The following is a 25,326-nucleotide window of genomic DNA, read 5'->3' as shown; positions in this document are numbered from 1 at the left end:
ATGGGGGAATATTGATGGGCAAGGGAATGAAGTTAGCCGCCATGGCCGCCTTGGTAACGGGCCTCGCCGCGGTGACCACACCGGTGCAGGCAAACCCGAAGCCGACCGAGAAGCACTGTGTGATCGTGGTCGGCAAGGCCCCGAAGGGCAAGATGTCGCCGATCGAGGCCAAGGCCTGCGGCGACAGCCGGAGCGCGGCGATGAAAGCCCTGGGCACGAAGGCAGCCGCCCGCACACTCCTGATGGACTGGTTCGAGCACGCCAACAACCAGCCCAACTCGGCCACCAGCGTCTACGGCTCCGCCGGGAACTGCGACAGCGACGGTTACCGACTGCGCGCCGAGGGATTCTGGGCGAACAGGATCTCCGGGTTCGCGTCCTACAGCAATTGCAACGTCGTCACCGGTTACGACCTCGCCAATGTTTCAGGGGACCGAGCGACCTGGGGGTGGAACACCCCCTGGGTGGGAAGCTTCATGAACGACAGGATCGAATCATTCTGGATCCGCGCTTGATACGACGGCCATAAAAACCCAGCCGCGCGGCCTCCCGGATCATTGCGGAGAATGGCGCTGACGCGGTGACCGAACGCCGTCGGCCGGAGCGGGGGGAATCCGGCCGACGGCCGCTTGGCGCGGAGGCCACTCCCTCGGCTCCGTCGGGGGCGCCAAGAGGCCAGAACGCATCAGGCCCGCCCGGGACAACGGCGGCGCCCGCCACCCGGCGCGGGTGGCGGGCGCCGCCGTATCGACAGCTTTCGGCGCGTCAGACATGGGCGGCGGCGGGCCGGGAGTCGAGAGCCTCGGTGGCGCACCCGGCCACTGGCTCAGCCACTGCCCCAGTCACTGGTTCAACCACCGCCCCGGCCGCCCGCCCGGTCGCGGACCGGCGCAGCCCCAGCGCGACCAGAGCGGTGACCACGATCCCCGCCGCCGCGACGAAGACCGCCGTACGCAGCCCGTCCGTGGTGGCCGCGCGCAGCGCCTCGCCACGCTGCCCGTCGAGGCCCGCACCCGCGACCCCGACCAGCACCGTGCCCACCGCGCCGGCCACCAGCCCCGCGATCAGCACCGCACGGATGCCGTACCGGGTCGCCAGGCGCCCGGCCATCTGAGAGCCGACCGCGATCGCGACCATGGGGACCAGGCACGCCAGCCCGGCGGTCAGCGCGTGGTAGCCGTGGACGCCCTGGAAGTAGCCGGTCAGGAAGTACATCAGCGTGCCGAACGACCGAACGTACCCATGTACAAGAAGGGGACCACCGCCCCGACGCTCAGATTGCGGTTGGCGAACAGCCGCAGCGGCAGCAGCGGATCCGCGCTGCGCCGCTCCACCACGACGAACGCCGCCAGCAGCACCGCGCCCGTGGCCGCCGAGCCCAGCACAGCCGGCGAGGTCCAGCCCGACTCGGGGCCCTGCACCAGCGCGAACACGACGGCGGCGACCGCGACCGTCGAGGTCAGCGCCCCGGCGATGTCGAACGAACGGCCAGCGGCGCGCGGGGCGTCCGGGGCGGTCAGTACGTACGTCAGCCCGGCCGCGAGCCCCGCGAGCGGCACGTTCACGAAGAACACCGACGCCCAGCCGAACGCGTCGGTGAGCACACCGCCCAGCAGCAGAAAGCCACCGAAGGCGACCGCGTACGCGCTGATCACTCACTGGAGGTCGGCGGCCGAGAAGCCGAGGCCGGAGCCGATCTCGGGGAGGGCGACGTACACGATGTTGTAGTCGATGGAAATGATCAGCTGGGCGAAGGCCAGCAGAGCGAGGGTGAGGCCGAGCCACCGGGGCGGCGACGGCACGGGGTACTGGTGGAGGGCATGGCAAAGCCTGCTTTCGGGGCGTGGGAACGGGGGTGTGGTGAAGGGGTGGTGGGGCCGTGTCTCCCGGCCATGGCTCAGCTGGCCGTACGGCGCCCGGCGAGCTCGTCCCGCCACACGGGGCTCTCGAAGTAGTGGTTGTCGTACGTCTCGGAGCTCTCGCGAATCTCCCCCACACTCGCCTCACCCCGGTACACGCGCTCCAACAGCCGGTAGTAGTCAAAGCGGTGCAGCCCCGGCGTAAACACCACCAGCAGCTCCGCGGTGCTGTCCGGCGCCGGCGCGAAGGCGTGCGGGACGGTCGGCGGCACGGTTAGGAAGTCGCCCTTGCCGAGGATGTGCACCTCGTCGCCGACCAGGATGCGCATCGCGCCGTCGAGTACGAAGAACACCTCGCTCGCCTTGGTGTGGAAGTGCGCCGGAGCCCCGGGCGACCCCTTCTCGAAGGTCGCCTTGTTCGCGGTGAGCGCCCCGCCGGTCACACCCGCGTCGGCGAGCAACGTGATCAGGCTGGTCGCACCGTCCTGAAGCGTCTCGGCCTGCTCGGCGCGGACCAGGACGGGGGCGGGGGTGCTGTTGACGTTCACGGTGGCTCCTAGCTGTTTGTGGCGGTTGTCCCCTTGACACCAACAAAACTAGGTCGCCGAAAGACCCATAGGATGGTTCATTCGGGCGTCGATTTCATGGGTCAATCTGGCGGGAGTCAGCAGCTCCCCGGCCGTCGCACGGGCCTCACCGTTGGATGCTTCCGTCGCACATCTATTACGAGATGAGCACCAGCAGACCTACCATTCGTACGGGCGCACGACCGTCATCCAAAGAATCGACGAGGCTGATCCAAGCCGCCATGGAGGTCTGCGACTCATGCCAATCACCCCGGACCTGAGCACGGCTGCGTGGCGCAAGTCCAGCTACAGCAACACCCAGGCGGGGTCATGCGTTGAGGTCGTCGACGGCATACCGGGCATAGTCCCGCTCCCCGACAGCAAGAACCCCGAGGGCCCGACCCTGGTCTTCGAATCTGCAACCTGGACCTCGTTCGTGCAGGCCGTCAAGCGCGGGGAGTTCCACGCCGCCTGAGCCCTGGATACGAGACACGGACGCGCCGCGGCTCGGCGTGTCCGTGCCCCGGTCGGGCCACCGCCACTTCAGACGGGCAGCTCCCACCGACGGCCACGTTCCGGGTCCCCGTGCCATACGACCTGCCGGTCAGAGGACACCGTGAGCCCGAACTCGTAAAGCTCCGGCTCCCCGGCCGCCCGCCACCACCGATACGCGCCCGCCACCTCCGCGAACAAGTCACGCGGTCCCCACTGTTGAACGCTTTCGTCGCGTACGTACGCCCACGAGTCGGCCGTGGCGAACCACCACGCGTCGCCCTCCCGGTCGGCATGCACACCGGGCAGCCGGAGGCCCAACGCGAACCGTGCGTGAAAGTTGTCGTCCAGGAACGACAGGTCGAGGTTGGTACGGCTGTCGCGGCTCTCCTCCCAGGACTCGGCGGTGTACACGTCCTTGAGCGGGAACTCCGGCCGCCGCTGACCCCGCAGGTCCATGAACGACATCGGGCGCCCGAAGTGTCCGCTCGCGGAACCGCCGTCCTCCGACACCCGCAAGCAGACCATCCCGTGAGGCTGCAGCGTCGTCTTCCATGGGGTGACGATCAGGCCACCGGGCCGGGTCTGCTCTACCCACGCGAAGGGAACTCGGTGCAGCGACGCCGTGCACAACACCCGGTCGTACGGTGCGCAGCCCGCCCAACCGCGCTCCCCGTCGCCCGCCACCACGCGCGGCAGATACCCGGCTGCGGCCAGCCGTCGAACGGCCTCCCCCGCCAGCCCAGCGTCCACCTCGACCGACACGACGTTCGCCTCCCCGGCCCGCTCGCAGAGCAGCGCGGCGTTGTAGCCGGTACCGGTGCCGATTTCGAGCACTTTCAGGCCGGGGCGCACATCGGCGGCTGCGAGCATGGTGAACACCGCGTTCGGGGCGCTGATCGAGCTGGTGGGCAGGGCCCCTCGCCCGTCCGCGTCTCCGCCGTCGACCTGCCCGTCGTCCACCTGTGTGACCAGGGGGTGCTGCGGGTCGTACACCAACGCGGCCCACCTGTCCGGTTCGTCGGAAGCGCAAACCGGCCGGTAAGCGTCCTCCCGCCAGACCCATACGGTGTCGGGCACGAACGCATGGCGCGGCACCTTGAGGAAGGTCTCGCGCATCCAGGGCGCGGGAAACCCGTTCAGGCCGCCGATGATCTCGGCGGCCTGAACTCGCAGTTCATCGAGGGTCATTTGCGGTGCGTCCCGCCGCCCGGCTTCGAGACATCCGGGTGCTGACTGTCGCTGTCACTCGGCGACGGCTCCTTCGGCTGGGCGTTCGGGGCTGGTGGCTTTCCATGGCTACCCATCGGCTTTCCTTCCTTTCATCGACTCCAGCACACGGCTCAAGGCGCCTCCCCTGCCCCGCAGTCGGCAGCGCGGGCACTCGCACGGCGGCCAGACGGACGACAGGCTGAAGGGATCGCCATAGGCCATTGGCGGGCACGACCACGAGCAGACACTCGTCCGCTTCCCCGTCTCGGGATTGACCTTGTACACCTTGATCGTCATCGCGGACATGAGATGGCGGCTCCGGGCTGGTTCGGTTGAATTGCGTCCGGTCCACCTTTTCGAGGGGTAACCATCGCCGACCAGCCCAGATCCCTATAGGACCGCCCTATAGTCGAATCCATGGTGAACCAGTCGGCACCAGAACCGGCACCGAACCTGTGGACGCACCCCCGGCTGGCCGCCGCAGCCAGCGACGAGAACTGGCAGCAGCTCTTCCGCGTGTGGCGTCAACTGACCGGCACCAGCCAGACCCGACTCGGCGCGCTCGTGGGACTGGCACAATCCGACGTCTCCGAGATCGAACGCGGGCGGCGGCGGGTGACCTCTTCGGAGGTGCGGCAACGCATCATCGACGGGTTGGGCGTTCCAGCCGAGCTTCTTACCGGCGCTCCGCGACCGATTCCGACGCCCATCAGCTCGCTCGGACTGAGTTCCCTCGCTCCGGACCCCGATCTGCTCGACCGGCTGACGAAAGTCGTGGCGTCCCCGGCGAGGGTCGACCACGCGACCTTGGACTGGCTCGACCGGCTGCTCGCCGAGCATCGCCGGGCAGAGGACGACCTCGGTTCGAGGCCACTCGTCGACATCATGCGACGGCAGTTGAGCACCGTTGCCGATCTGTACACAGGCGCATCTGGCATGTTGACGACCCGGGTTGTACGGCTCGCTTCCGAACACGCGCAGTTCCTCGCCTGGATGGCGCAGGACCAGGGCGACTCAGCCGCCGCCCTCGCCTGGTACGACCGCTCCCACGAATGGGCTTTGGAAGCCGACGAGCCCGATATGGCGGCCACGACTCTCAGCATGAAGGCGCATCTGGCCTGGTCAGCGGGGCACGGTCAGCGCTGTGCCCGTCTCGCTCAGGCCGCGCGCAGGGCCTCTCCGGGCGTCTCTCTGGGTGTTCAAGGCATGGCGGCGCAAATGGAGGCCCGTGGCCACGCGTTGGCGGGCGAGGCCGACGCGACCCATCGACTCCTCGACGAGGCAGAACGACTCATCCACCGCGCCGCAGAAAGGCCCGAGGACGAGCCACCGTGGATGTATTTCTACGGCGAGAACTGGTTCACGCTGCAACGAGGCATGGCTGAGATGCATCTGCGCCACTGGGACGGCGCTGTCGACTTGCTCCGTACGGGAATCAGCGTCCTGCCCGTCCAGTACCGCCGCGACCGCGCCTGGTACGGCGCTTGCTTGGCCCATGCGCTCGCCGCAGCCGGTCACGTCGACTTCGCGGTACAGACCGCAGTCGACTGTGCCGCTGACGCGGCCGATGTCGGGCGCCCCCACGCCTGGAACGAGCTGCACACCACCGCAGCGCTGCTCCTGCGGCGCGGCGCACCTCAAGCGCGCACCCTGGTCGATGCCTTGCGCGGCTACTGATCCCCTGAGCGGGCCCAGATCTAGTGCGTTTGCCCAGCTCGCTGGCTAGGCTGGGGCGACGGATAGTGGCTGGTCGGAGGGGGCGAGTTCGTGGATCCGGAGATGGTCGCGCTGGCGAGTGCGGCAGGGACAACCCTGGTCACGACGCTGACAACCGAGGCGTGGCAGAGCGTCAGGGAAGGGTTCGCCTCGTTATGGCGTCGTGCTCAGCCGGACCGGGCCGACGCAATTTCCGCCGAGCTCGACGCGACGCGCAACGACCTGCTCACTGCGCAGGCCAATGGTGACCTCGACTCCCCTGGCGAGCTGGGCGCAGAGTGGCAGGGGCGCGTCCGGCGGCTGCTTGTGACCCATCCCGAGGAGATGGAGGCGTTGCGGACACTGTTGAACGAACTGTCCCCGCACACACCCACACCCGAAGTCCCATCGGTGACTCAGCACGCCACCGCCTCCGGCCAAGCCCGGGTCTACCAGGCCGGCCGCGACCAGAACTTCGGCCAGCGGTGAGCGCCCGCAATGACGCCCAGGCCGAGGGCCAAGGCCGCGTCTACCAAGCCTCCGGTGACCAGCACATCATCGAGCACCACCATCACTCCCCCGACTGGTCGGGGCCCGACTCCGTACGCCGCCCGGCGGTCGGCCGTGCTCCCGTGGTGCTTCGCGACCGGGCCGGGGAGATGGACCGGCTGCGGGCCGCCGTGGAACCTGGCGTCGGTAACCGCGTCTACGTTCTCCACGGCTTGGGCGGATGCGGCAAGACCGCTGTCGCCTATGCGCTCTTCCATCACGCCACTGGCGAGGCCGGTCGACTCGGGCTGTGGGTCAACGCATCCGACCCCGCCTCCCTACGCTCCGGCATGCTCGCCGTCGCAGCGGACCGCGGAGCTACGGACGGCGAACTGACGGGGGCACGCAGCGGACTGCGCCCGGCTGCCGACCTCGTATGGCACTACCTCGACCACTCCGACCAGCCCTGGCTGCTGGTCCTCGACAATGCCGATACCCCCGCCATCCTCCGCGACGGCGGATGGCTGCGCACCAGCCCGGTCGGCACTGTCGTCGTCACAACCCGGCAAGCGGCAGCTCACTGGTGGCCTGGTGCCGAACTCCTTCAATTCGGCGTACTTCCACGTGAGGACGCCGCTCTCGTTCTCCGCGACCTTGCGCCCCATGCCGGGTCGGTCGAAGACGCCGGGGAGGTCGCAGACCGCCTCGGACGACTGCCCCTGGCACTCACCCTGGCCGGCGGATTCCTTGCCCACCAGGTGATCGACCCATGGACTCTCGCGGACTACAGTCGCCGACTGGACGGCGACGGCTCCGGTCTCAGCCCCACCGATCCCATCGAGCTCATCGACCAGGGCGCCGCAGCCGTCGGCGGTGACTCGCGTCATCTTCTCAGTCACACCTGGCAGCTGTCCCTCGATGCCCTCGCCGCCCAAGGCCTGCCTGAAGCGAGCCACCTTCTGAGCCTCCTCGCTTGCTGGTCCAGTGATCCGTTGCCACTGTCGGTCCTCTCCGGAGCCGAGCTCGAACCGACACTCCCGGCTTTTCGCGTTGAATCAGCCCTGCGCGGACTTCTTGATCACTCCCTGACCGAGCTCGTACCTGGGGAGATGCGCTGCCTGCGCACCCACGGCGTACTCCTCGACAGCGTGGCCCGAACCACGCCTGCTGACCAGCGCGAGCAACTCACGGCCACAGCCGCACGCCTACTTCTCGCTGTCTTGCCTGAGATACCTGACCGAGGTGCGCAGGAACCCCAGGTGAACCTGCTTGCGCCACATGTGATCCCGCTACTGCGGAGAATAGCGAATTGGGCATCCAGCCAATCGACGGTGGAAGCTGCGGCGGAGTGCGCTCTTCGGCTCGTCACTGCTGTCCACAGGGCTGGCGACTACGCCTCAGCGCTCGCGTTGGCCAGCGAGGCTGTGGAACTGGTGACTCCCCGGCTGAACGAAGACCACGTTTCGGTTATCAGGTTGCGTCAGCGCGTGGCGCGTGCTCTGTTTCGGCTTGGCCGATTCGAGGAATCCGAGGCCATGTACCTGCACCTGCTGGAAGACTCCGAACGGGTGCTGGGTCCAGAGGCATCAGAAACTCTTGGAACTTGCTTGAAGCTAGCCAGTCCAATGATCAACCTTGACCGTGAAACGGATGGCATCGCGCTGATTCGGCGCGCAGCAGAGGGGTACACCCAACTATACGGATCTGTACATCCCTTGACACTTATCGCTCGGTCATCCCTGCTGGATCAAACCACACAGTCGACCGAGGCCAACGCAGGTTCGACCGTGGTCACGGATTGCCGTCGCGAGCTAGGAGAAGACCACACCATCACGCTGGGCGCGGAGCTCGACTATGCGTGCGCGCTCCATCACGGCGAGCGAAATACCGAGGCTCTACCATACGCCCGCTCGGCCTTTGCGAAGTACGTACAACGCTTTGGCTCTGATTACCCAATCGCTTTGAACGCCAGATCAACGCTAAGCATGATTCTGGGCGCACTCGGCCAATACACAGAGGCGATCGAGCACGGCGAAAAACTTGTAGAAGGCCGGACCAGGGTACTCGGCCCGAGTCATCCATGGACACTTTTCGCCAAGGATCTCTTGGAAGAGTATCGACGCTCGCAAAGAAATGTCTGAGGGCGGCAAACCGCCGTTCCCCATTCATCTCCCCCGAGTCACGCGAGCTGCCGCGGCTTTGCGGTGGATATGGGACACGGACACGCCGTGGCGTCGGCGTGTCGCCGTCTCATATCCACCGCAAACTCATGTGTGCCGCTGATGGCGCCGGGCCGTGGCGCGCGTATGCACGACGTCCCGCTACCCGCCCACCACCGCCCGCACCTCATCCACCAGCCACCCGCGCCGCCAGCTCCCCCGGCCCACCGCCCAACTCCCCCAGCAGGGACTCGGCCCGCCCCACGAACCCGGCAGGCGCGTCCGGCTTCCCCACCACCGCCGCCCCGCCTCGGCCCGCAACCTGATCAGTTCCCCGCCCAGCTCGCCGCCCTCGTACGCGCGCCCTGGCGGCGGCTGCGCGGCACTAATGTGCTGTCTCGGCAGATTGATTACGGGTCGGTGTCGGGTGGTCTCGGCACTGGCGGTACAGGTTCGTCCTCGAAGCCCGCCTGGTGCCGTCGTCACGGGATGGCCCAAGCTGGCCCGCATGGATTGGTTGCCACTGCTCTCCACCCTGGCCGGGGCCGCGATCGGCATCGTCGCCACTCTCATCGCCGATCGGAATCGGTGGAAGCACGAGGATGTCAAAGAGGGTCGTCGGCTGCGGCTCGAGATCTACACGCAGTACGCCACCACCGTGAAGGTCCTCGGTGAGACCCTGCGGGCCGTGGCCAGGCGAGAGCACCCTTCCGACGACGAACGAGCGCTTGTGCTGCGCGAAGCCTTTCGGGATTCAGGCATAGCCATCGCATCGGAACGGATGTGGCTCATCGCGCCCGAACCCGTCGTCAAGGCCTCCAACAGCGTGTTCCACTGCCTGCGACGCATCTGCGACGGCTACGTCGACGGCACTGCTGTCAGCAGTCCAGAGGATCGCGCCCGCTGGGAGGCGCGCGGCACAGCGGCCGCCAAGATGCGCAAGCTCATGCGTGAAGATCTCGGCGTTGGCCCACTCACCGAACGCCACAGCCCCCTTCTCAACGACTACGACGACCCCGCCGCGCAGTGATGGTGACCGTGGCACCGACTCATGGGATGGCCCGGCTAGACCTCCCCCAGGTCGGCCGCCAGGTCCGCCGCGCGAGAGAGCTCGTCCGCCAGTGCCGTCCGTTCCGCTTCGGTAAGGGTGAGGGCGGCGGCCTCGGCGAGACGGGTGCGGGCCGTGGTGGGGTCGTCGAGTTGGGCGGCGAGGTCGGCGCGGAGGGTCAGGGCGCGGTAGTGCTCGGCGGGGGTGGCGGGGGTTTCCTTCGCGAGGGCGTGGTCGAGGATGCGGGCGGCCTGGGCGGGGTCTCCCTTGGAGAGGCCGATCAGCCAGGCGTTGTGCACCGCGCGGGCGAAGGGCTCTTGTGGTGCGGGGGCGTGCTCGAGGGAGGCGCCGGTGGGCCGGCCGATGCGGACGCAGTTGCCGCCGGGGTCGGTCATCAGGAACTGCCTCATGCCGTATGAGGTGTCTTTCAGCTGCCCGATGCGCGGGAGGCCACGGGTCGGGACGCGGCCGAGGGAGGCCTTGAGCCGGGCCCGGAAGGTCTCGTACAGCTCGTCGACCCGATCGGTGACGATGTAGCAGGTGGACCAGGACTCGGCCGGGACAACCGACTTGTTGCCGAAGAACTGCAGCTCGATGTCGTCGCCGTAGCTGAGTGCCGCATACGGGTTGGGGCGGGTCTGCAGGTGGTCCACGGTGAAGCCGAGGCACTTGTAGAACTCCACCAGTTCGGGGATCGACGGGCAGGGGAGGATGGGGATCACCTTCTCGACCATGCTCCGGACGGTAGGCCGCGGACCCCCACTAGTCAAACTTGACTAATGGCCCGCCGGGTCGTCGCCGGCGGGTATACGGCCCGCCCGGGCGCGACGCGGCAGCCCGCTGCTACCCGGCCAGCACCACCCGTACCTCGTCCACCAGCCCACCCGCCCGGGCCACCCGCGCCTCCAACTCCCCCGGCCCGGCGCCCAACTCCCCCAGCAGCGACTGGGCCCGCCCGACGAACCCGGCAGGCGTGTCCGGCATCCCCGCCACCGCCGCCATCGCCCCCTTCTCGTTGAGGCACCAGCGGCGGTGATGCGCGAACAGCGCCTGGACGAGCAGCCCAACAGCCCGGGACAGGCTCAGCGAGACGTGCAGTACGTCACCGCGCCGGGCCGACTTGGCCGCGTTCGCGACCAGGAACCCCGCCTCCCACACCGCCCCCGCCGTCAGAGCCTCCCGCAACGGCTCCGGGTAGCGCCCCGCCTCGGCCCGCAGCCCGCCCAACTCCCCGCCCGGATCGGCCAGCACCCGCCCCAGGGCCACCTCGCCCACGTAGCAGGGCGACCAGAAGCCCAGCGGATGCCCGATCTGGGTCCCCACCTCGTACCGCCCGGCGCGGCAGTCCTCCCACACCGCCCGTACGCGGTCCAGGTCCCGCAGGATCCAGTCCACGGCCTGCCCGTCCACGTCCAGCCATGCCCCGCCGTTCACCCACGGCCCCCACTCGCCCGGCCCCGCGACCTCCACCGGCCCGCCGGCCACCTCGGCCGCCAGCCCCCGCATCCGCTCCACATCCAGCGGGCCCCGGTAGTACACGCCCAGGTCCCAGTCCGAGTCCGGCGTGTGCTCGCCCCGGGCGCGGCTTCCGCCGAGCATGACGCCGACCACGCCCGGGACCTCCACCAGCCGCGCCGCCATGTCCTCAATCCCGATACTCCCGATCGTCATCGGCCCATCCTCCGCCGCGAAAACTCGGTGGAGCCACACCGATCCCGCTGCATAGGCTCGCGGGATGGCCACTCGTACGTTCCGTATCACCGTCCGCGGTGTGTTCGACGGATTGAGCAATGACCAGCGGTCCGAACTCCTGGCCCGCGCCGCCGAGCATGATGTGCTGCGCGCGGGGTTCACCCCGGAGGGGCATCTCAGCTACGACATCGCGGCTCGGCCCGCCTTCACCTTCCGCTTCCAGGACTCGGGGGAAGCCGAGGAGGACATCCTGGACGCGACGGAGCGTGCCGAGGAGGCGGCGAAGGCGTGGCTGACGGAGCGCGGGTACGGCTACAAGAACCTCAAGTCCAGCGCGGAGGACCTGTCCCAGGCGCCGCTGGGCAAGCGGCAGCGCCGCGAAGCCGCTCGCGCCGCCGTCCAGAAGGAGGCGCGGTGAGTGGTCTGGGGACGGTAGCGGTCACGGGGGCCGCGGGGAACATCGGGTCCGTGGTGCGGGAGGCGCTGCGGGGCGAGGCGGAGCGGCTGGTTCTGCTCGACCGGGTGCCGCTTCGGCCGGAGGCCGGGAACGAGGAGGTGCACACCGTCGATCTGCGGGACGCGGCTGCCGTGGAGGCGGCGCTCGCGGGGGCCGACCGTGTGCTCCATCTCGGCGGGGTGGCGGATGAGGCGCCGCTTCCGGCTCTGCTCGAAGCCAATGTGCTCGGCACGCACCACGTCCTGGAAGCGGCGCGGCGCACCGGGATCGAGCGGGTCGTGCTGGCGAGCAGTAACCGGGCGACGGGCTTCTACCCGGCCGGGCATCTCACCGGGCCGCGGGAGCCGGCCCGCCCCGACGGTCTTTACGGGGTGAGCAAGGTGGCCGTCGAGGCTCTGGGACAGCTGTACGCGGACAAGTTCGGGCTGTCCGTGGTGTGCCTGCGTATCGGCAGTTTCGAGGCTGCGCCCACCGAGCCCCGGCATCTGGCGACCTGGCTGAGCCCGCGCGATGCCATCGGCTTCGTCCGGGCCGCGCTGACCGCCCCGGCGTCGACGCGTTTCGCCACGGTGTACGCGGTCTCCGGCAACACCCGCCGCTTCTGGGAGCTCCCCGACCCGGCGGTGCTGGACTACGTCCCCGTCGACGACGCGGAACGCCACGCCGACGACATCCCCGGCTCGGACCGCCCGGCCGACCCCACCGCGCCCCAGGCCGGTTCGTACGCACTGCCGGAGTTCACCCTCGAACACCTCCGGCCCTGACCGAGACCATTCACTTGCCAGGAGTGACGGCATGCCGGAAACACCCGGGACAACACCCGTGACCAGCCATGTCGCGATCGTGACGGGTGCGAATCAGGGAATCGGGGCCGCGACGGCAAAGGAGCTCGCCGCCCGCGGCATCGCGGTGCTCTGCACCTGTCTGCGGCTGCGTGACGCCGATACGGCGGACCGCTACCACCGTGAGCGGGCCGCCGACTGCACGGAAGTGGTGGAGGAAATCCGCCGGGCCGGGGGCCGGGCCGAGGCGTTCGAGGCGGACCTCGGCGACCCTGACACCCCCGGGACGCTTTTCGACGTCGCCGAGGAGCGCTTGGGGCCCGTCGACATCCTGATCAACAACGCGTCCGGGTGGATCCAGGACACCTTCACCCCGGATCCGGCCGACCAGTTCGGCCGACCGCTGCGTCCGGTCACCGCGCGGACCTGGTCCCAACAGTTCTCGGTGGACGCGATGGCACCCGCGTTGCTGATCGGCGAGATGGCCCGTCGCCATCGGGCCCGCGGCGCCGACTGGGGACGTATCGTGGGGCTGACCTCCGGTGGCGACCTCGGCTTTCCGGGAGAGGTGTCCTACGGGGCCGCGAAGGCGGCCCAGACCAACTACACCTTGTCCGCCGCCGTGGAACTGGCCCCTCTCGGCATCACCGCCAACGTCGTGCACCCGCCCGTGACCGACACCGGCTGGGTCACGGACGAGGTGCGCCAGTTCGTCGCGTCGAGCGCCACGCACTTCCATGTCGCCGATCCGGCGGATGTCGCGAAGACCATCGTGTTCCTCACCTCCGACGATGCGGCGCTGGTCACCGGCAATGTGATCACCCTTCGCTGAAGGCCACGGCACTTGCTCACGCCGCTGCGACGAGGACGGCCGCGAGGGCCAGCAGTCCGAGCCCGGCGAGCAGGCAGTCGACCGCGGCCCGGATGAGACGGAACTTGTGCGTGGCGAGTTCGGCCATGAACCTCACCTGCCCCACCTGATAGCCGGAGGACAGACGCTCGCCCAGTTGGTCATCGCTCAACGCGGGCCAGCCGGTCCAGTCGTCGCCTCCGACGTGCGGACGGACCGCGAGCAGCAGGATCACGGTCGTGGCCAGCAGCGCGGCGGTGCCGAGGGCGCCGGTCACTGCGGCCGGGGTGGTCGGGTGGAGGTCGGGCGCCATGGAGCCCAGCGCCACGAGCGCGGCTCCGGCCAGGGCCAGTAACAGGCTCGCTTTCGATTCGGAGCGCGCCAAGTCGGCTTGCAGGGCCGCCACCGTCGCGGCGATACGGTCTTGCGCGTGGTCCAGTCGCGGGTCAGGTGCGGTGGTTGCCATGGGTGTGCCCACTCCCGTCGCGTCGGCAGGTTGGTCTGGCGCGGTCTGTTGAGGACTGAGACGCCGCGCTCCGCCACTCCGTTTCCTGTCGGCTCGGTTACGGCCTTCCGCATCACGCCTGTTGTGCGTAGAGGGTGGCGGTCTCGGCCGCCTTACGGGCCAGGGCCTGGCGGAGTTCTTCGGGAGCGAGGACTTCCGCGTCGGCGCCGAACACGAGCAGCGCTTCGGCGGCCCCCAGCGACCGGAAGCGCAGCTCGACCAGTTGCCGTTCCGTACCGCCGCCGTCCTCTTCGGCGGCGTGCCGCGGGGTGCCGGGCGCCAGGTCGGCCTCGTGGATGCGCAGGAACCTGCCCAGGACCTCCCGCCGGACGCCGACCGTGACGGAGACGGGGGCGGGGACCTCGTCGATGCGGCGGCGGAGGGTGTCCCATACGTCGGTCAGCTCCAGGCCGTCGCGCCGCTGGGCGGGCTGGGCGAGGACGGTGGCGGACACGGTGCGGTCGGCGCGGAAGAGCCGGGGCTCGCCGCGGTGGTCGGCGACGAGGTACCAGACACCGGCCTTGCTGACCAGCCCGTACGGATCGAGGGTGTACGAGCGGACGCGGCTGTCGCGGCCGTGCCGGTAGCGCAGCCGCAGGCGCCGGTCGGTGAACACGGCCTGCTGGAGGACGGCCAGGTCGGCGCCGGGGCGCGAGGGGCGGCCGCGCCAGCGGGCGGGGTCGATCAGGATGCGGCGGCTGGCCAGGTCGGCGTCCGGCCGGTGCGGGGCGGGCAGGGCCGCCATGATCTTGCGCAGCGCGGACCCTATGGCCTGCCCCAGGCCCAGGTCGGCGTGGGTGCGGCCGGCCAGCAGCACGAACAGGGCGCGGGCCTCGTCGGCGGTCAGCCCGGTGACGTCGGTGCGGAAGCCGGGCATCAGGGCGATGCCGCCGTGCGGCCCGCGCGTGGTGTAGACGGGCACGCCGGCCGCGGACAGCGCCTCGACGTCCCGCATGATCGTGCGGACCGACACCTCCAGGCGCTCGGCCAGCGTGCCGGCGGGCAGCTGCCCGTGGGTCTGCAGCAACAGCATGATCGAGAGCAGCCGGTCGGATCTCATGGCTCCAAGGATGCCTGCGGTATATGACGCGACCTGTCATGTACGGCGCGCGGCATCCGGCTCCCCCGCCTCCGCCACCACCACATAGAGGGTCACCGCCGCGAAGAAGGGCCCCGCGGCGAGGTGGTCGAGAAACCGGCGCGCCGCCTCCTCGCTGAGGTACCCGGCCGCCGCCGCGCGCTCCGCGTTGCGCTGGAAGCCGAGGATCCGGTCGGCCGACCTGACGTCGCGGAAGACGGAGGTGACCGGGACGACCGACGGCACCGCGAAGCCGGCCTCCGTCGCGAGCCGGGGCAGCTGACGGCCGATCACGGCGTTGCGGACGATCCGGTCGGCGATGTGGCGGGTGTACGCGCGGGAGATCTCGGGGTCGGGGTGGTCGACGGCCAGCGAGTCCCAGTCCGGCTCGGCCATGACCAGCCGCCCGCCCGGCCGCAGCACGCGCCGCGCCTCGGCCAGGACCTGGGCCGGGTCCGTGACGTGCTGGAGGGTGCGGTCGGTGCGGGCGCGGTCGACGCTCGCGTCCGCCAGGGGGAGGGCGTGGGCGTCGCCGAGCCGTACGTCCACGGCGGGGAGGTCCGCCGTACGCTCACGGGCCCGGTCCACCATCGCGGGGTCGGTGTCGACGCCGATCACCGTCCCGGAGGGGGCGACCGCCTCGGCGAGGGCGGCCAGATCGGTGCCGGGGCCGCAGCCCAGGTCGAGCGCGGTGTGGCCGGGGCGGGCGTCCAGCGCGTCGAGCACGAGCTGCTTGTACGAGCGGCCGACGTCGGTCCCGGCCAGCCGGTCGAGATAGCCGATCCGGTCGGGCACCGCCGCCTCGAACATCCGGTCCGTGACCTCGGCCATGGACCGCAGCTCCCGCTCCAGCACCTCGCGCCCCCTGGCCGTGAGCCGCACCGGGCGCTGGCGGCCCTCCCCGGCCAGGGGCTCGATCAGCTCCTTGTCCTCCAGGCGTGAGAGGGCTCCGTAGAGGCTGCCGGGGCCGAGGCGTTCGCCCGACAGCTTCTCGATGGCCGCGTTGATGGCGTAGCCGTGCAGGGGCCCGTCGGCGAGGGTGCAGAGCACCAGCATCTGGGCGTCGTTGGTGCGCATGGGGCTCCTCGTCTCCGGCGAACAGGGCACGCTTCGCACCCCATACTACGCATCGCGTACTACGCGGTGCGTAGCAATCGCCGGAACCGGGCCCGGGCCGCTCTATCCTGGGCCCGTACGCACCGCCCGTACGCACCAGCCGTACGCACCACGTACGCATCCGCACACCCTTCGACCCGACCCGGAGCGCCCCCTTGTACTTCACCGACCGCGGCATCGAGGAGCTGGAGAAGCGGCGCGGCGAGGAGGAGTTCACCTTCGAGTGGCTCGCCGAGCAGCTGCGCACGTTCGTGGACCTGAACCCGGACTTCGAGGTCCCGGTGGAGCGGCTCGCGACCTGGCTGGCCCGGCTCGATGACGAGGACGACGAGGAGTAGCCGAGTGGTCGGGCAGCCCCGCCTCCTCCGACGGCTCAGACCGTGTAACCGCCGTCGACGTTGATCGTGGCGCCCGTGATGTAACCGGCCTCCGGCCCCGCCAGATAGGCGACGAGGCCGGCCACCTCGTCGGCCGTGCCGTACCGGCCCACCGCGAGGTGCGGGAGGGCGAGATCCGCCCACGGCCCGTCGGCCGGGTTCATGTCGGTGTCCACCGGGCCGGGCTGGACGTTGTTGACGGTGATGCCGCGGGCGCCGACCTCGCGGGCCAGACCGCGGGTGAAGCCCGCCACCCCGGCCTTGGTCAGCGCGTAGAGGCTGCCGCCGGTGAAGGGGACGCGGTCGGCGTTGACGCTGCCGATCGTGATGACGCGGCCGCCGTCGCCGATGTGGCGCAGCGCCTCCTGGGTGGCGGCGAAGACGGCGCGCAGGTTCACGGCGGCGACGTGGTCAAAGTCCGCGTCGGTCATCTCCTCGATCGGCCGCATGAGGCCCACCCCGGCGTTGTTGACCAGGATGTCCAGCCGCCCGAACCTCTCGACGGCCTCGGCGATGGCGGACCGCAGCGCCGCGCGGTCCGCGACGTCGGCCCGCACCGCCATCGCCTGCCCGCCGTCCGCGATCACCGACTTGACCACGGCCTCCGCCCGATCCGCCGCGGCGACGTAGGTCACCGCGACCGCGGCGCCCTCCTCCGCGAGCCGGCGCGCGATGCCCGCGCCGATCCCCCGTGAGCCGCCGGTGACGATCGCCACCTTGCCGCTCAGCCTCCGCGCATCCGAAGCCCGGCCCTCCGGCGCCCGCACGCCCGAAGCCCGCTCGTTCACGCCCTGTGCCGCCTGTGCCATCGCAGCCACTCCCCAACGTATTTATTGAATGGACGTTCAAGATGTCAGGCACACGGGCACCGCGCAACTGATATCTTGAACGGGCGCTTAAAAAGTGAGGAGGGTCACCGCCATGGCGAAGGGACGCCCCCGCGAGTTCGACATCGACGACGCGCTGTCAGCGGCGGTCGCCGTCTTCTGGGCCAAGGGCTACGAGGGCACCACGATGGCGGACCTGTCCGCCGCCACCGGCCTCAAGGCGGGCAGCATCTACGCCGCCTTCGGCTCGAAGGCGGACCTGTTCAAGCGAGTGCTCGACACTTACGCCGACACGGTCTTCTCATACGGCCCCAAGGCCCTGGAGGCCGAGACCGTCCGCGAGGTCGTCAGCCGGTGGCTCAGGGGCGCGGCCGAGGCCATGACCGGGCCGGCCACCCCGGCCGGCTGCCTCCTCGTCCACGGCGCGCTGGTCACCGGGGACGCCGCGAGCGAGGTGAAGGCCGACGTGTGCACCCGGCGCCGGGCGGGCGAGGCCATGCTGACCGAGCGCTTCGAGCAGGCCCGGCTGTCCGGTGACCTCCCCGCCGGCGCCGATCCGCAGGACGCCGCGCGGTATGTCCTCGCCCTCACCGAGGGCATGGCCGTCCAGGCCGCGTACGGCGTCGACCGCGCCGGCCTGGGGCGCCTGGTCGACCTGGCCCTCGTCCGGCTGCCGTGGGAGCGCGCCGATGCCGGGGCCGGGCCGACCGGGCTCCCGGCTCAGCCGTCCAGGTAGAGGAGCGCTTCCGACCGCGCGCTGTCGTAGCGCTCCTGGCCGGAGCCGACGAGGTGCCGCGACAGCCCGCTCTCGGGGCCGTAGCCGTTCTCCTGGGCCCAGCCGGAGACGAGATGGTTCACCTGCTTCTGGCCGGTGGTGAAGTGGTACTCCGTCTCCTGCGCCGCCGCCTGCCCGGCCTGGGCGACCTGGTCTTCTTTCCAGTCGTAGACGCCCGCGTACAGAACGCGGTAGACGGCGTCCGTGACGAATCCGGTGGCCGGGCCCTTGCCCGCGAGCGAGGCACCGGCGCTGGCGCCGGCCTGCATACCGCCGGTGGCGACGAATTCGGCCGTCTGGGCGTGGTTGGCCCAGGAAACGGCGTCGTCCTTCTTGTCGCGGGCGATGTCGGAGCTGATCCCGTCGTAGAAACCGAAGACGGAGGACGCCCCTTCGATGGCCGAGGCGCGTTCGCCCGGGCTGTTGAAGTCCGTCTTGGTCAGCGTCCCGGCGGAGTAGAAGCGCTCGGCGTCGTACATCTCGCCGAACGCCTTACCGTCCTCCGCCACACCGCGCATGATGCGGGTCAGGGTCTCCTTGGGGACGGACATGTGGGCGTTCTTGGGGTCGTCCGTGCCGTCGCTCCACACCCCGTCCTTGTCCGCGTACGTACCCGTACGGGTCAGGATCTCGTGGGTTTCGGGCGTGTAGTCGACGAGCATGCGGCCCATGTTGTCCCGCAGGTTCGGATGCAGACCGGCCCCCTTCCGGCCGTCGTCCAGGAGCGTGAGGGTGTCGTGCATGACGCGGGCCTCGGCGTCGGTGTGATATCCGAGAACGTGGTCCGTGCCGGGGACGTTTCCGGTGGCCGCCGCCTCGAGCGCGGGCCCCAGACCCGTACGGCTGTCGGGGTCGTCCCGGTAGTAGATGTCGCCGTCCGGGGTCTGCATCACGATCTTGGGCCAGTTGCGGTCCTGCAGCAGATACTTCAAGTGGTCGTTGTCGCCGTTCACGCCCGGGTCGAGGAACGCCGTGGCCACGTCGGGCTGCTTGCCCATGATGCCGAGCAGGTCATCGAGCGGGTCGGTGGATTTCAGGCTGTGCCCCTCGCCCTTCTGCCACTTGTCCGTTCCGTCTTTCTTCTCCAGGGCGACGAGATCGTTTCCGACGTCGAGCAGGAACCGCTTCCCGTAGTTCTTTCCGTGCGTCATGAGGTTGACGAACGACTGGTAGCCGTAAAGGCTCTCCCCCGGGCGCCCGAAGTTCTCGGTGCCCACCTTGCGCAGCCCCTCCTGCCACTTCTTGTAGAAGGGGTCGGAGGGCGACTTGGTCGCGGTGGCCAGGGAGGTGGCCACGCCTTCCTGGAGGGCGCTGAATTCCTTCTTGTCGTCGTCCTTGGCGAGGCTGTTGAACTTGTTGTTCAGCTGGATGGTGGCCTTGGGGCCGAGGCCGTCCAGAAATGTCTGGCTGAACGCCTTGTCGTGCTTGTTGTCCCGGAACAGCCGCTGGAGCTCGGCCATCTCCTTGTCGCTGAGATCGTCGCCGGAGTTGAGCTTGGTCGCGAGCTCCTTGGCCTCCTTGCCCTCGACCTTCTCGATATCGCCTTCCGCCGCGCCGTTGAATCCGTTGACCACGCCGTCGAAGGGGTCGGGGTCCGTCACGGCCGCCTTGAGGGCGAGCTTCACGCCCCGGTCGGCGTCGTCGACCGCCTTGACCGCGGCCTCGATGTGCCGGGTCCATGTCTGCTCGACGTCGCGTATCCCGGGGTCGTGCCGCGCGGCATTGGCGTCGGCCTCACTGGCCTTCGAGTAGTCGTAACTGGCGATGCCGGCGTCCGAGACCTTCATCCCCGCCTTCACGGCGTCCGCGACCGCCGACTTCACCTTCCCGCGCAGCTCCACGAACTGGCTGTGCGCATCGCGCAGGATCGAGGCGACGGCGCGGGCCTCCTTGGGCGCCGCGGTGAACTGCTCGTCGGTCAGCCGCATGTTGGGGCGGGCGACCATGTTCGACTGACCGGTCCAGGTCCCGTCGAGCCCGACCGACTTGACCTTGCTGTCGTAGATCTTCTGGACCGCTTCGAATTTCTTGGCGGCCTCGTCCCATTTGGTGGCGGCCGACTCGAGGAGCGACAGGTCGATGGTCATGACCTGGTGGTACGTGAGCACGAGTTCCCCTTCAGCGGTTCTTCTCAGCGGTTCTCAGAGGCTCGAGACGGGGACGGCGTGTCGTGCGGATGCGGAGCGAGCGGGACGAACGGCATGATTCCCCCGTGACCAGTCATCAAGTGGAACGCCACATTCGGCGATTGCACCCTACGAAGCTAGCAGCGCCGCGTACATACTTGGTTCAAAGATCAAAAGCTTGAGGACGATCTGAGGCGGCCAAAGGCAGCGGCCACCGCGTCGGCGACCTCCTCGACGGTGCGCCCGTCGGTGGCGACGCTCAGGTCCCCCAGGGCGGCGCGTTCCAGCGCCTCGGCGTCGGCCGCCGCCGCGTCGGCGACCTCGAGCAGCCGAGCGGTGGGCCGCCCCCTCAGCGGGTCGCCGGGCTGCGGCCAGCTGCCGCCCTGTCCGCGGCTGAGAATCCGCCGCACCAGCTGCTCACGTCCGGCGTGGAGCCGGCAGAACGTCACGGTGGCCGGGGCCAGCGCGTCGGTGTACGTCCTGACCACGGACTCGTCCTCGGCCTGGCCGACGACCGTGAGGCGCCGCGCCCCCGCCGCCCGGTACGTCTGCCATACGGCGGCCAGGTTGCGGGCCTTCACCCGGTGGTTGCCGGGGTCGTCGGCCGGGGCCGGGGCACAGAAACCGATCTGGTCGAGGTCGAGGTAGGCCGCCGTGTGTCCGGCGCTCAGGGCCCTTTGGAAGAGCGTGAAGCCGACCGTCGACTTCCCGACGCCCGTCGCCCCGCACAGCCACAGGACCGAACCCCCGGCGGGCGCGGGAGCCGGGGAGGCGTCCGGAACCCCCGGCGCCGGGGGCTGCCGTTCAACGAGGGCGGGGGCAGGGGCGGGAGCGGGGGCGGCCGGGTCCGGCCATCCGCCGACGCGCTCCCGCACCCGCCGCGCCACCTCGGTCACCGACAGCCCGCTGGTGTCCACGCAGACGTCCGGGACGCCGCTCGCGTCCAAGGCCTCCGCGTCCCGCAGCGCGTCCGCCACGGCCACGGTCGACCCCGTACGCCCCACGAGCCGCCGCCTCAGCTCGTCATGGCCGGCCCTCAGCCGGCACACGGTCAGCGCGGCGCCCGTGATCCGGTCGGCGTCGACACCGCGAGCGGTGTCCACGACACCGGACACGACGACGCACCGCGCGCCCGCCGCCCGGAAACCGGCCACCACCGCGCCGACGTTCCGCGCCTGCATCAGATGGCGGCCCGGGTCCGACGGCGGTTCGGGGTAGCAGATGCCCAGCTGGTCGACGTCCACATAGCCGGCCGCGATCCCGGCCCGCCTGAGCCCGGTGAAGATCTCCCAGCCGACCTCGGTCTTACCCACCCCCGGCGGCCCGTACAGCCACAGCACGGGGATCGGACCGCCGCTCACCACCGCGCCACCACCTGTGACGGCACCACCTGTGCCGCAACCACCCGTCACGCCACCGCCGGGCCGCGCCCCGGCGCCCCCGCCTCGTAGTCGAGCCGGGGGTCGGAGGCCAGCACCGCCCGCTGGAGGCGCTGCAGCTTCGCCGACGGCTCGATGCCCAGCTCCTCCGTCATGGCCAGGCGCAGCCGCTGGTACACCGCGAGGGCGCGGGTGCGCTGGCCGGAGCGGTGGAGGGCGAGCATGTAGTGGCCGTGCATGCCCTCGTGGAAGCGGTGCTCGACGACGAGCGAGGCCAGGTCGCTCAGCGCCTCCTGGTGGCCGCCGAGCCGCAGCCGGGTCTCGATGCCGCGCTCGGTGACGGTGAGCCGGGACTGCTCGAGCCGGGCGACCTCGGCCTGCAGGGGGCGGCCGTGCGGCGCGACGTCGACCAGGGCCGGGCCCTGCCAGACCGCCAGGGCCTGCCGGAAGGCCGTGTCGGCGGCCCGCTCGTCACCGGCCTCCAGCGCGTGTTCGCCCTCGGCGACGCGGTCGCGGTAGCGGTGGACGTCGAGCTGGCCGTAGCGCAGCTCCAGGGCGTAGCCGCCGGGCCTGGTCTGCAGCACGTCCCGGGCGACCGCGGCCGACGGGACGCCGAGCGCCTGGGCGAGCAGTTTGCGCAGGTGCAGGACGTACGTCTGGAGCGTGGTCAGCCCGGTGCGCGGCGGCCGCTCGCCCCACAGCTCGGTCATCAGGGTCTGTACGGGCACCATCCGGCCGTCGTTGAGCAGCAGCAGGGACAGGACCTTGCGCGGCTTCATCGCGCTGGGCACCGCCGACTGGTCGCCGTGGCGCAGCGTCAGCGGTCCGAGGACGCTCACATGCATGGGTGGAGCCACCTCCTCACACATCACCTGCGGTACGCGCGTAGGAACAGGTCGGCGGCCTTCTCGCAGATGGCCGCGGCTTCGTGCCCGGGCAGCGGGCGGGTGCCGTACATCGACTGGTGCAGGCCCTGCTGGACGAGCAGGGCGACGAACTGCCGGGCGGCGGTGGCCGGTTCGTCGACGCACAGCTCGCCGCGCTCGGTGCGGCGGGTGAGCAGGTCGACGAGGTACGTGACGAGCTGCTGGGGCTCGCCGTCCGCGCAGGCCGGGCGCAGCGAGGGATGGCGGGCCACCTCGGAGATGACCAGGCGGCGCAGCGCGGAGGCGCGCTCGTCGAGCAGCACCTGGAGCACCCGGTGGCCGAAGGAGACCAGGGCCGTCCCGACCTCCGCGGCGCCCTCGTCCCCGGCTTCGCCGGCGGGACGGAGGCCGGGGGCGGCCTCGGGGTCGGAGACGGAGTCGGGGCCGGAGTCGGCGTCGGGGCCGGAGTCGGGGTCGGGCGTGAAGCGGGCGGCCACCCGCTCCCGTTCGCCCTCGACGGCCGCGAGGAACAGCCGCTCCTTGTCCCCGAAGTGGTTGTAGACGGTCTGCTTGGACACACGGGCCTCGTCGGCTATGACGTCCACGCTGGCCCGGGTGTATCCCTCGCGCAGGAAGACGGCGACGGCCGCTTCCAATATGGCCTGCCGCTTGGCGGGCTGAGGGCCCGCCGGCCGGCCCACGGCACCGCGCGACCGCGGCGCGCTGTCCGTCCGCAAGGCTCCGTCCTCCTGACTCGCCGGCGCCGATGCGCTCTTGCCCTCGATGGACTTGCGAGTCTAGCCTTCCATCACTTCACTGGACTAGTCGGTCCAGTCCAATTAATTAGGTCCACCGCCCCACGAGGAGAGAGCTCCATGAGCGCACCGGAGAACAGCGATGCCCTGCGCCACCTCACCCTGGCGCCCGAGGCGCAGAACCAGCTGTTCCTGGAGGCCCGTACGGCCAACACGTTCACCGACGAGCCGGTCACGGACGAACAGGTCCGCGCCATCTACGAACTGGTCAAGTACGCGCCCACCTCGATGAACCAGCAGCCGCTGCGCGTGGTCCTGGTGCGCTCGGCGGAGGCCCGCGCCCGCCTCGTGTCCCATATGACGGGGCGCAACCAGGAGAAGACGGCCAAGGCCCCGCTGGTGGCGGTCCTCGCGGCGGACCTGGACTTCCACGAGGAGCTGCCCAAGCTGGTGCCGTTCATGGAGAACCCGCAGGACATCTTCGCGGAGCCGGGCGTCCGCGAGGCCTCAGCGCGCTTCAACACCGCGCTGCAGGTGGGCTACTTCATCCTGGGGGTGCGCGCGGCGGGTCTGGCCGCCGGGCCGATGATCGGTTTCGACGCCGAGGCCGTGTCGAAGGAGTTCTTCGAGGACGGCCGGCACCGCGCGGTGTGCGTCGTCAACATCGGCAAGCCGGGGCCCGACGCCTGGATGGGCCGGCTGCCGCGCCTGGAGTACGACGAGGTCGTCACCACGGTGTGAGCGAGCCCGGGATACGGACCGCCTGTGCCCCGACGGCGGGGCACAGGCGGTCGCCTTTCCGGATGTCAGCTCTCGCTGTCTCAGCTCTCGCTGTCTCAGCTCTCGATCAGCTCATGGAACGCGACGGTGTCGAAGATGTCCTCCATCCTCATCGCCTTTCCGTCCCGCATCGTCCAGGAGTGCAGGAAGTCCAAGGTCGCGGTGGTGCCGGTGCGCGAGGTCACCTCGCGGGTGCCCAGGACGATGACCCGGTCCCCCTGCTCGATGAACTCCTGGGGGTTGAGCTTCATCCCGCCGAGCACGGTCGGGACATGGGCGAGGAATTCCTTGATCCCCGCGTGGCCCAGCTTGGTGCCGCCGAGGCCGTACTTGGCCATCCCGTCCGGGTGGACCCACTCCACGTCCGGGTGCATCCCCGCGAGGATCCCCTCGATGTCCCGGTCGCGGAAGCCCGCGTAGCACGCCTGGATGGCCTCGATGTTCTGTGACGCCACGGTTGTTCGCATCTCCTCGGTGTCTTCTCGGTTCAGGTGGCGGAAGCGTCCGGGCGCGGCTTGACGTGGTCGGGGTACAGCGCCTCGAGGGTCTGCCGTACGCCCTCGCGCCACGGCACCCGGCAGGGGCCGGTGAGCTCCCGTCGGCGCGCCGGGTCGAACTGGTAAGTCTCCCGGGTGACCTCACTGGGCACCAGCTTGGCCTCGACGCCGGTGAGCTCTTCGAGGTAGCGCACGCAGTCCGTCATGCCGACCGGCTCGTCACCGCCCCAGTTGACCAGCGTGGCGGGCACGGACGCGGCCGCCCACAGGGCCGGCACCTGGCTGACCAGGTCGTCGGTGTGCAGCAGCGAGCACCAGTTCTGGCCCTCCAGCGGCACCGGTATCGGCTCGCCGGCCAGCATCCGCTTGAAGTAGAGCATCGGCACCCCGCCGTAGCCTCCGGGCCCGTACGCGATGTTGAGCCGGGCGATGGTGGTCGGCAGGTTCAGCACGCTCGCGAAGGCCCGTACGGCGCCCTCGGCGGCGATCTTGCCCACGGGGTAGGCGGGCAGCCAGTCGGCGACCCCGTCGACGGGGTCGTCCTCGGAGTACGGGTGGTCCAGGGTCTGCCGCTTGTAGAGCGCGCCCGTGGAGACGTACAGGAACGCCTCCGCGCCGCGGCAGTGGGTCATCAGCCGGCCGCAGGCGACGGAGTTGACCTCCATCGCGGCGTTGAAGTCACCGTCCTCGCCGCGCCGCACCGCCGAGTGGATGACGTGGGTGAAGTCGTCGGGGAGCCCGTCGTACGCGGCGCCGCCGAGGTCGTTCATGTCCCAGTGGTACGTCCTGATCCCGCGGGCGCGCAGCTCGTCCTCGACGCCCGGGGTGGCGAACCGGCCCAGGCACCACACCTCGTTGCGGGTGGCCAGTGCCTCGGCCACCGGGCGGCCGACCTGTCCGCTGCCGCCCGTGACCAGGATCTTCTTGCCTTTCAACGTGCTCTT

The 25,326-nt window shown here is 70.2% G+C and carries 29 protein-coding genes; 12 read left to right on the top strand and 17 right to left on the bottom strand.

The genetic code is table 11. The features are described 5' to 3' along the window. Positions 1-14: 14 nt before the first annotated feature. Positions 15-515: a hypothetical protein gene (locus tag ACFZDL_RS26010; RefSeq protein WP_353592558.1), complete on the top strand. Its 501-nt coding sequence runs from the start codon at positions 15-17 to the stop codon at positions 513-515. A 250-nt stretch (positions 516-765) separates the two neighbouring features. On the opposite strand, the gene ACFZDL_RS26005 is transcribed toward ACFZDL_RS26010, so the two are convergent. From ACFZDL_RS26005 to ACFZDL_RS25990, 4 genes are all read right to left on the bottom strand, one after another. Beyond that, the gene (locus ACFZDL_RS26005) at positions 766-1,215 is read right to left on the bottom strand and encodes a hypothetical protein (RefSeq protein WP_353592557.1); all 450 of its coding nucleotides are present in this window, start codon (positions 1,213-1,215) and stop codon (positions 766-768) included. Beyond that, positions 1,215-1,655 (bottom strand): hypothetical protein, encoded by a 441-nt coding sequence (locus ACFZDL_RS26000; protein WP_353592556.1) that lies wholly within the window; start codon positions 1,653-1,655, stop codon positions 1,215-1,217. Before ACFZDL_RS26000 ends, ACFZDL_RS26005 begins: the two co-directional genes overlap by 1 nt. Further along, the gene (locus tag ACFZDL_RS25995; RefSeq protein WP_353592555.1) at positions 1,656-1,802 is read right to left on the bottom strand and encodes a hypothetical protein; all 147 of its coding nucleotides are present in this window, start codon (positions 1,800-1,802) and stop codon (positions 1,656-1,658) included. Between the two features lie 95 nt (positions 1,803-1,897). Continuing rightward, positions 1,898-2,407 (bottom strand): cupin domain-containing protein, encoded by a 510-nt coding sequence (locus tag ACFZDL_RS25990; RefSeq protein WP_353592554.1) that lies wholly within the window; start codon positions 2,405-2,407, stop codon positions 1,898-1,900. Between the two features lie 277 nt (positions 2,408-2,684). On the opposite strand from ACFZDL_RS25990, the gene ACFZDL_RS25985 reads away from it, so the two are divergent. After that, the gene (locus tag ACFZDL_RS25985) at positions 2,685-2,900 is read left to right on the top strand and encodes a DUF397 domain-containing protein (protein ID WP_353592553.1); all 216 of its coding nucleotides are present in this window, start codon (positions 2,685-2,687) and stop codon (positions 2,898-2,900) included. Positions 2,901-2,968: 68 nt separating this feature from the next. Here ACFZDL_RS25985 and ACFZDL_RS25980 read toward each other — a convergent pair whose 3' ends face one another. Continuing rightward, on the bottom strand, positions 2,969-4,108 hold the full coding sequence (locus tag ACFZDL_RS25980; protein ID WP_353592552.1) for a methyltransferase domain-containing protein: 1,140 nt from the start codon (positions 4,106-4,108) through the stop codon (positions 2,969-2,971). 438 nt (positions 4,109-4,546) lie between these two features. Here ACFZDL_RS25980 and ACFZDL_RS25975 point away from each other — a divergent pair, with 438 nt between their 5' ends. The 4 genes from ACFZDL_RS25975 (at position 4,547) to ACFZDL_RS25960 (ending at position 9,502) form a co-directional block, all read left to right on the top strand. Then, positions 4,547-5,806, top strand: a complete 1,260-nt coding sequence (locus tag ACFZDL_RS25975; protein ID WP_353592551.1) for a helix-turn-helix transcriptional regulator — start codon at positions 4,547-4,549, stop codon at positions 5,804-5,806. 90 nt (positions 5,807-5,896) lie between these two features. After that, on the top strand, positions 5,897-6,313 hold the full coding sequence (locus ACFZDL_RS25970) for a hypothetical protein (RefSeq protein ID WP_353592550.1): 417 nt from the start codon (positions 5,897-5,899) through the stop codon (positions 6,311-6,313). Further along, complete coding sequence (locus tag ACFZDL_RS25965; protein ID WP_353592549.1) at positions 6,310-8,454, top strand: tetratricopeptide repeat protein; 2,145 nt, start codon at positions 6,310-6,312, stop codon at positions 8,452-8,454. Before ACFZDL_RS25970 ends, ACFZDL_RS25965 begins: the two co-directional genes overlap by 4 nt. Before the next feature lie 526 nt (positions 8,455-8,980). After that, positions 8,981-9,502, top strand: coding sequence for a hypothetical protein (locus ACFZDL_RS25960; protein WP_353592548.1), 522 nt, complete (start codon positions 8,981-8,983; stop codon positions 9,500-9,502). A gap of 35 nt (positions 9,503-9,537) precedes the next feature. Here the strand turns inward: ACFZDL_RS25960 and ACFZDL_RS25955 are convergent, their stop codons facing one another. Beyond that, complete coding sequence (locus tag ACFZDL_RS25955) at positions 9,538-10,254, bottom strand: VOC family protein (protein WP_353592547.1); 717 nt, start codon at positions 10,252-10,254, stop codon at positions 9,538-9,540. 109 nt (positions 10,255-10,363) lie between these two features. Continuing rightward, entirely contained in the window at positions 10,364-11,191 is an 828-nt protein-coding gene (locus ACFZDL_RS25950) for a nucleotidyltransferase domain-containing protein (RefSeq protein ID WP_353592546.1), read from the bottom strand. Positions 11,192-11,255: 64 nt separating this feature from the next. Between ACFZDL_RS25950 and ACFZDL_RS25945 the strand changes: the two genes are divergently transcribed. From ACFZDL_RS25945 to ACFZDL_RS25935, 3 genes are read left to right on the top strand one after another with little or no spacing between them, the layout of a single operon-like run. Beyond that, complete coding sequence (locus tag ACFZDL_RS25945; protein WP_353592545.1) at positions 11,256-11,630, top strand: DUF6204 family protein; 375 nt, start codon at positions 11,256-11,258, stop codon at positions 11,628-11,630. Continuing rightward, positions 11,627-12,433, top strand: a complete 807-nt coding sequence (locus ACFZDL_RS25940) for an NAD(P)-dependent oxidoreductase (protein WP_353592544.1) — start codon at positions 11,627-11,629, stop codon at positions 12,431-12,433. The genes ACFZDL_RS25945 and ACFZDL_RS25940 overlap by 4 nt, the downstream gene beginning before the upstream one ends. A gap of 31 nt (positions 12,434-12,464) precedes the next feature. After that, complete coding sequence (locus ACFZDL_RS25935; protein WP_353592543.1) at positions 12,465-13,283, top strand: SDR family oxidoreductase; 819 nt, start codon at positions 12,465-12,467, stop codon at positions 13,281-13,283. 16 nt (positions 13,284-13,299) lie between these two features. Here the strand turns inward: ACFZDL_RS25935 and ACFZDL_RS25930 are convergent, their stop codons facing one another. The 3 genes from ACFZDL_RS25930 to ACFZDL_RS25920 all read right to left on the bottom strand — a co-directional run bounded on the left by ACFZDL_RS25930 (position 13,300) and on the right by ACFZDL_RS25920 (position 15,961). Further along, positions 13,300-13,767, bottom strand: a complete 468-nt coding sequence (locus ACFZDL_RS25930; protein WP_353592542.1) for a Pycsar system effector family protein — start codon at positions 13,765-13,767, stop codon at positions 13,300-13,302. A 112-nt stretch (positions 13,768-13,879) separates the two neighbouring features. Further along, positions 13,880-14,866, bottom strand: a complete 987-nt coding sequence (locus ACFZDL_RS25925; RefSeq protein ID WP_353592541.1) for a YafY family protein — start codon at positions 14,864-14,866, stop codon at positions 13,880-13,882. A gap of 36 nt (positions 14,867-14,902) precedes the next feature. Beyond that, positions 14,903-15,961 carry a methyltransferase domain-containing protein gene (locus ACFZDL_RS25920; protein WP_353592540.1) on the bottom strand — a complete coding sequence of 353 codons (1,059 nt, stop codon included), beginning with the start codon at positions 15,959-15,961 and terminating at the stop codon, positions 14,903-14,905. A gap of 194 nt (positions 15,962-16,155) precedes the next feature. Between ACFZDL_RS25920 and ACFZDL_RS25915 the strand changes: the two genes are divergently transcribed. Then, on the top strand, positions 16,156-16,338 hold the full coding sequence (locus ACFZDL_RS25915) for a DUF6104 family protein (protein ID WP_353592539.1): 183 nt from the start codon (positions 16,156-16,158) through the stop codon (positions 16,336-16,338). A gap of 35 nt (positions 16,339-16,373) precedes the next feature. On the opposite strand, the gene ACFZDL_RS25910 is transcribed toward ACFZDL_RS25915, so the two are convergent. Beyond that, the gene (locus ACFZDL_RS25910) at positions 16,374-17,186 is read right to left on the bottom strand and encodes a 3-oxoacyl-ACP reductase family protein (RefSeq protein ID WP_353592538.1); all 813 of its coding nucleotides are present in this window, start codon (positions 17,184-17,186) and stop codon (positions 16,374-16,376) included. Between the two features lie 112 nt (positions 17,187-17,298). On the opposite strand from ACFZDL_RS25910, the gene ACFZDL_RS25905 reads away from it, so the two are divergent. Beyond that, on the top strand, positions 17,299-17,940 hold the full coding sequence (locus ACFZDL_RS25905) for a TetR/AcrR family transcriptional regulator (RefSeq protein WP_353592537.1): 642 nt from the start codon (positions 17,299-17,301) through the stop codon (positions 17,938-17,940). On the opposite strand, the gene ACFZDL_RS25900 is transcribed toward ACFZDL_RS25905, so the two are convergent. From ACFZDL_RS25900 to ACFZDL_RS25885, 4 genes are all read right to left on the bottom strand, one after another. Beyond that, positions 17,925-20,087, bottom strand: a complete 2,163-nt coding sequence (locus ACFZDL_RS25900) for a hypothetical protein (protein ID WP_353592536.1) — start codon at positions 20,085-20,087, stop codon at positions 17,925-17,927. The genes ACFZDL_RS25905 and ACFZDL_RS25900 overlap by 16 nt on opposite strands. Positions 20,088-20,275: 188 nt before the next feature. Continuing rightward, positions 20,276-21,466 carry a hypothetical protein gene (locus ACFZDL_RS25895; protein WP_353592535.1) on the bottom strand — a complete coding sequence of 397 codons (1,191 nt, stop codon included), beginning with the start codon at positions 21,464-21,466 and terminating at the stop codon, positions 20,276-20,278. A gap of 47 nt (positions 21,467-21,513) precedes the next feature. Continuing rightward, positions 21,514-22,329: an AfsR/SARP family transcriptional regulator gene (locus tag ACFZDL_RS25890; RefSeq protein WP_353592534.1), complete on the bottom strand. Its 816-nt coding sequence runs from the start codon at positions 22,327-22,329 to the stop codon at positions 21,514-21,516. Between the two features lie 23 nt (positions 22,330-22,352). After that, positions 22,353-23,087: a TetR/AcrR family transcriptional regulator gene (locus ACFZDL_RS25885; RefSeq protein WP_353592533.1), complete on the bottom strand. Its 735-nt coding sequence runs from the start codon at positions 23,085-23,087 to the stop codon at positions 22,353-22,355. 138 nt (positions 23,088-23,225) lie between these two features. On the opposite strand from ACFZDL_RS25885, the gene ACFZDL_RS25880 reads away from it, so the two are divergent. Further along, positions 23,226-23,846 carry a malonic semialdehyde reductase gene (locus ACFZDL_RS25880; RefSeq protein ID WP_353592532.1) on the top strand — a complete coding sequence of 207 codons (621 nt, stop codon included), beginning with the start codon at positions 23,226-23,228 and terminating at the stop codon, positions 23,844-23,846. 95 nt (positions 23,847-23,941) lie between these two features. Here ACFZDL_RS25880 and ACFZDL_RS25875 read toward each other — a convergent pair whose 3' ends face one another. Beyond that, positions 23,942-24,340, bottom strand: coding sequence for a nuclear transport factor 2 family protein (locus tag ACFZDL_RS25875; RefSeq protein ID WP_353592531.1), 399 nt, complete (start codon positions 24,338-24,340; stop codon positions 23,942-23,944). A 32-nt stretch (positions 24,341-24,372) separates the two neighbouring features. Next, positions 24,373-25,317: an NAD(P)-dependent oxidoreductase gene (locus ACFZDL_RS25870; RefSeq protein ID WP_353592530.1), complete on the bottom strand. Its 945-nt coding sequence runs from the start codon at positions 25,315-25,317 to the stop codon at positions 24,373-24,375. Positions 25,318-25,326 lie beyond the last annotated feature (9 nt).

The sequence above is a fragment of the Streptomyces sp. NPDC007917 genome (assembly GCF_042959105.1).
Lineage (GTDB): Bacteria > Actinomycetota > Actinomycetes > Streptomycetales > Streptomycetaceae > Streptomyces.
Note: the sequence above shows the minus strand (reverse complement) of the source record. Positions and strands in the feature narration are given on the sequence as shown.

Bases quoted from the DNA above. Each gene is read 5' to 3' on its own strand.
- ACFZDL_RS25985 (WP_353592553.1), top strand. From the start codon at position 2,685: ATGCCAATCACCCCGGACCTGAGCACGGCTGCGTGGCGCAAGTCCAGC.
- ACFZDL_RS26010 (WP_353592558.1), top strand. From the start codon at position 15: ATGGGCAAGGGAATGAAGTTAGCCGCCATGGCCGCCTTGGTAACGGGC.
- ACFZDL_RS25980 (WP_353592552.1), bottom strand. From the start codon at position 4,108: ATGACCCTCGATGAACTGCGAGTTCAGGCCGCCGAGATCATCGGCGGC.
- ACFZDL_RS25920 (WP_353592540.1), bottom strand. From the start codon at position 15,961: ATGCGCACCAACGACGCCCAGATGCTGGTGCTCTGCACCCTCGCCGAC.
- ACFZDL_RS25945 (WP_353592545.1), top strand. From the start codon at position 11,256: ATGGCCACTCGTACGTTCCGTATCACCGTCCGCGGTGTGTTCGACGGA.
- ACFZDL_RS25960 (WP_353592548.1), top strand. From the start codon at position 8,981: ATGGATTGGTTGCCACTGCTCTCCACCCTGGCCGGGGCCGCGATCGGC.
- ACFZDL_RS25935 (WP_353592543.1), top strand. From the start codon at position 12,465: ATGCCGGAAACACCCGGGACAACACCCGTGACCAGCCATGTCGCGATC.
- ACFZDL_RS25930 (WP_353592542.1), bottom strand. From the start codon at position 13,767: ATGGCAACCACCGCACCTGACCCGCGACTGGACCACGCGCAAGACCGT.
- ACFZDL_RS25950 (WP_353592546.1), bottom strand. From the start codon at position 11,191: ATGACGATCGGGAGTATCGGGATTGAGGACATGGCGGCGCGGCTGGTG.
- ACFZDL_RS25975 (WP_353592551.1), top strand. From the start codon at position 4,547: ATGGTGAACCAGTCGGCACCAGAACCGGCACCGAACCTGTGGACGCAC.
- ACFZDL_RS25890 (WP_353592534.1), bottom strand. From the start codon at position 22,329: ATGCATGTGAGCGTCCTCGGACCGCTGACGCTGCGCCACGGCGACCAG.
- ACFZDL_RS25910 (WP_353592538.1), bottom strand. From the start codon at position 17,186: ATGGCACAGGCGGCACAGGGCGTGAACGAGCGGGCTTCGGGCGTGCGG.
- ACFZDL_RS25955 (WP_353592547.1), bottom strand. From the start codon at position 10,254: ATGGTCGAGAAGGTGATCCCCATCCTCCCCTGCCCGTCGATCCCCGAA.
- ACFZDL_RS26005 (WP_353592557.1), bottom strand. From the start codon at position 1,215: ATGTACTTCCTGACCGGCTACTTCCAGGGCGTCCACGGCTACCACGCG.
- ACFZDL_RS25880 (WP_353592532.1), top strand. From the start codon at position 23,226: ATGAGCGCACCGGAGAACAGCGATGCCCTGCGCCACCTCACCCTGGCG.
- ACFZDL_RS25925 (WP_353592541.1), bottom strand. From the start codon at position 14,866: ATGAGATCCGACCGGCTGCTCTCGATCATGCTGTTGCTGCAGACCCAC.
- ACFZDL_RS25905 (WP_353592537.1), top strand. From the start codon at position 17,299: ATGGCGAAGGGACGCCCCCGCGAGTTCGACATCGACGACGCGCTGTCA.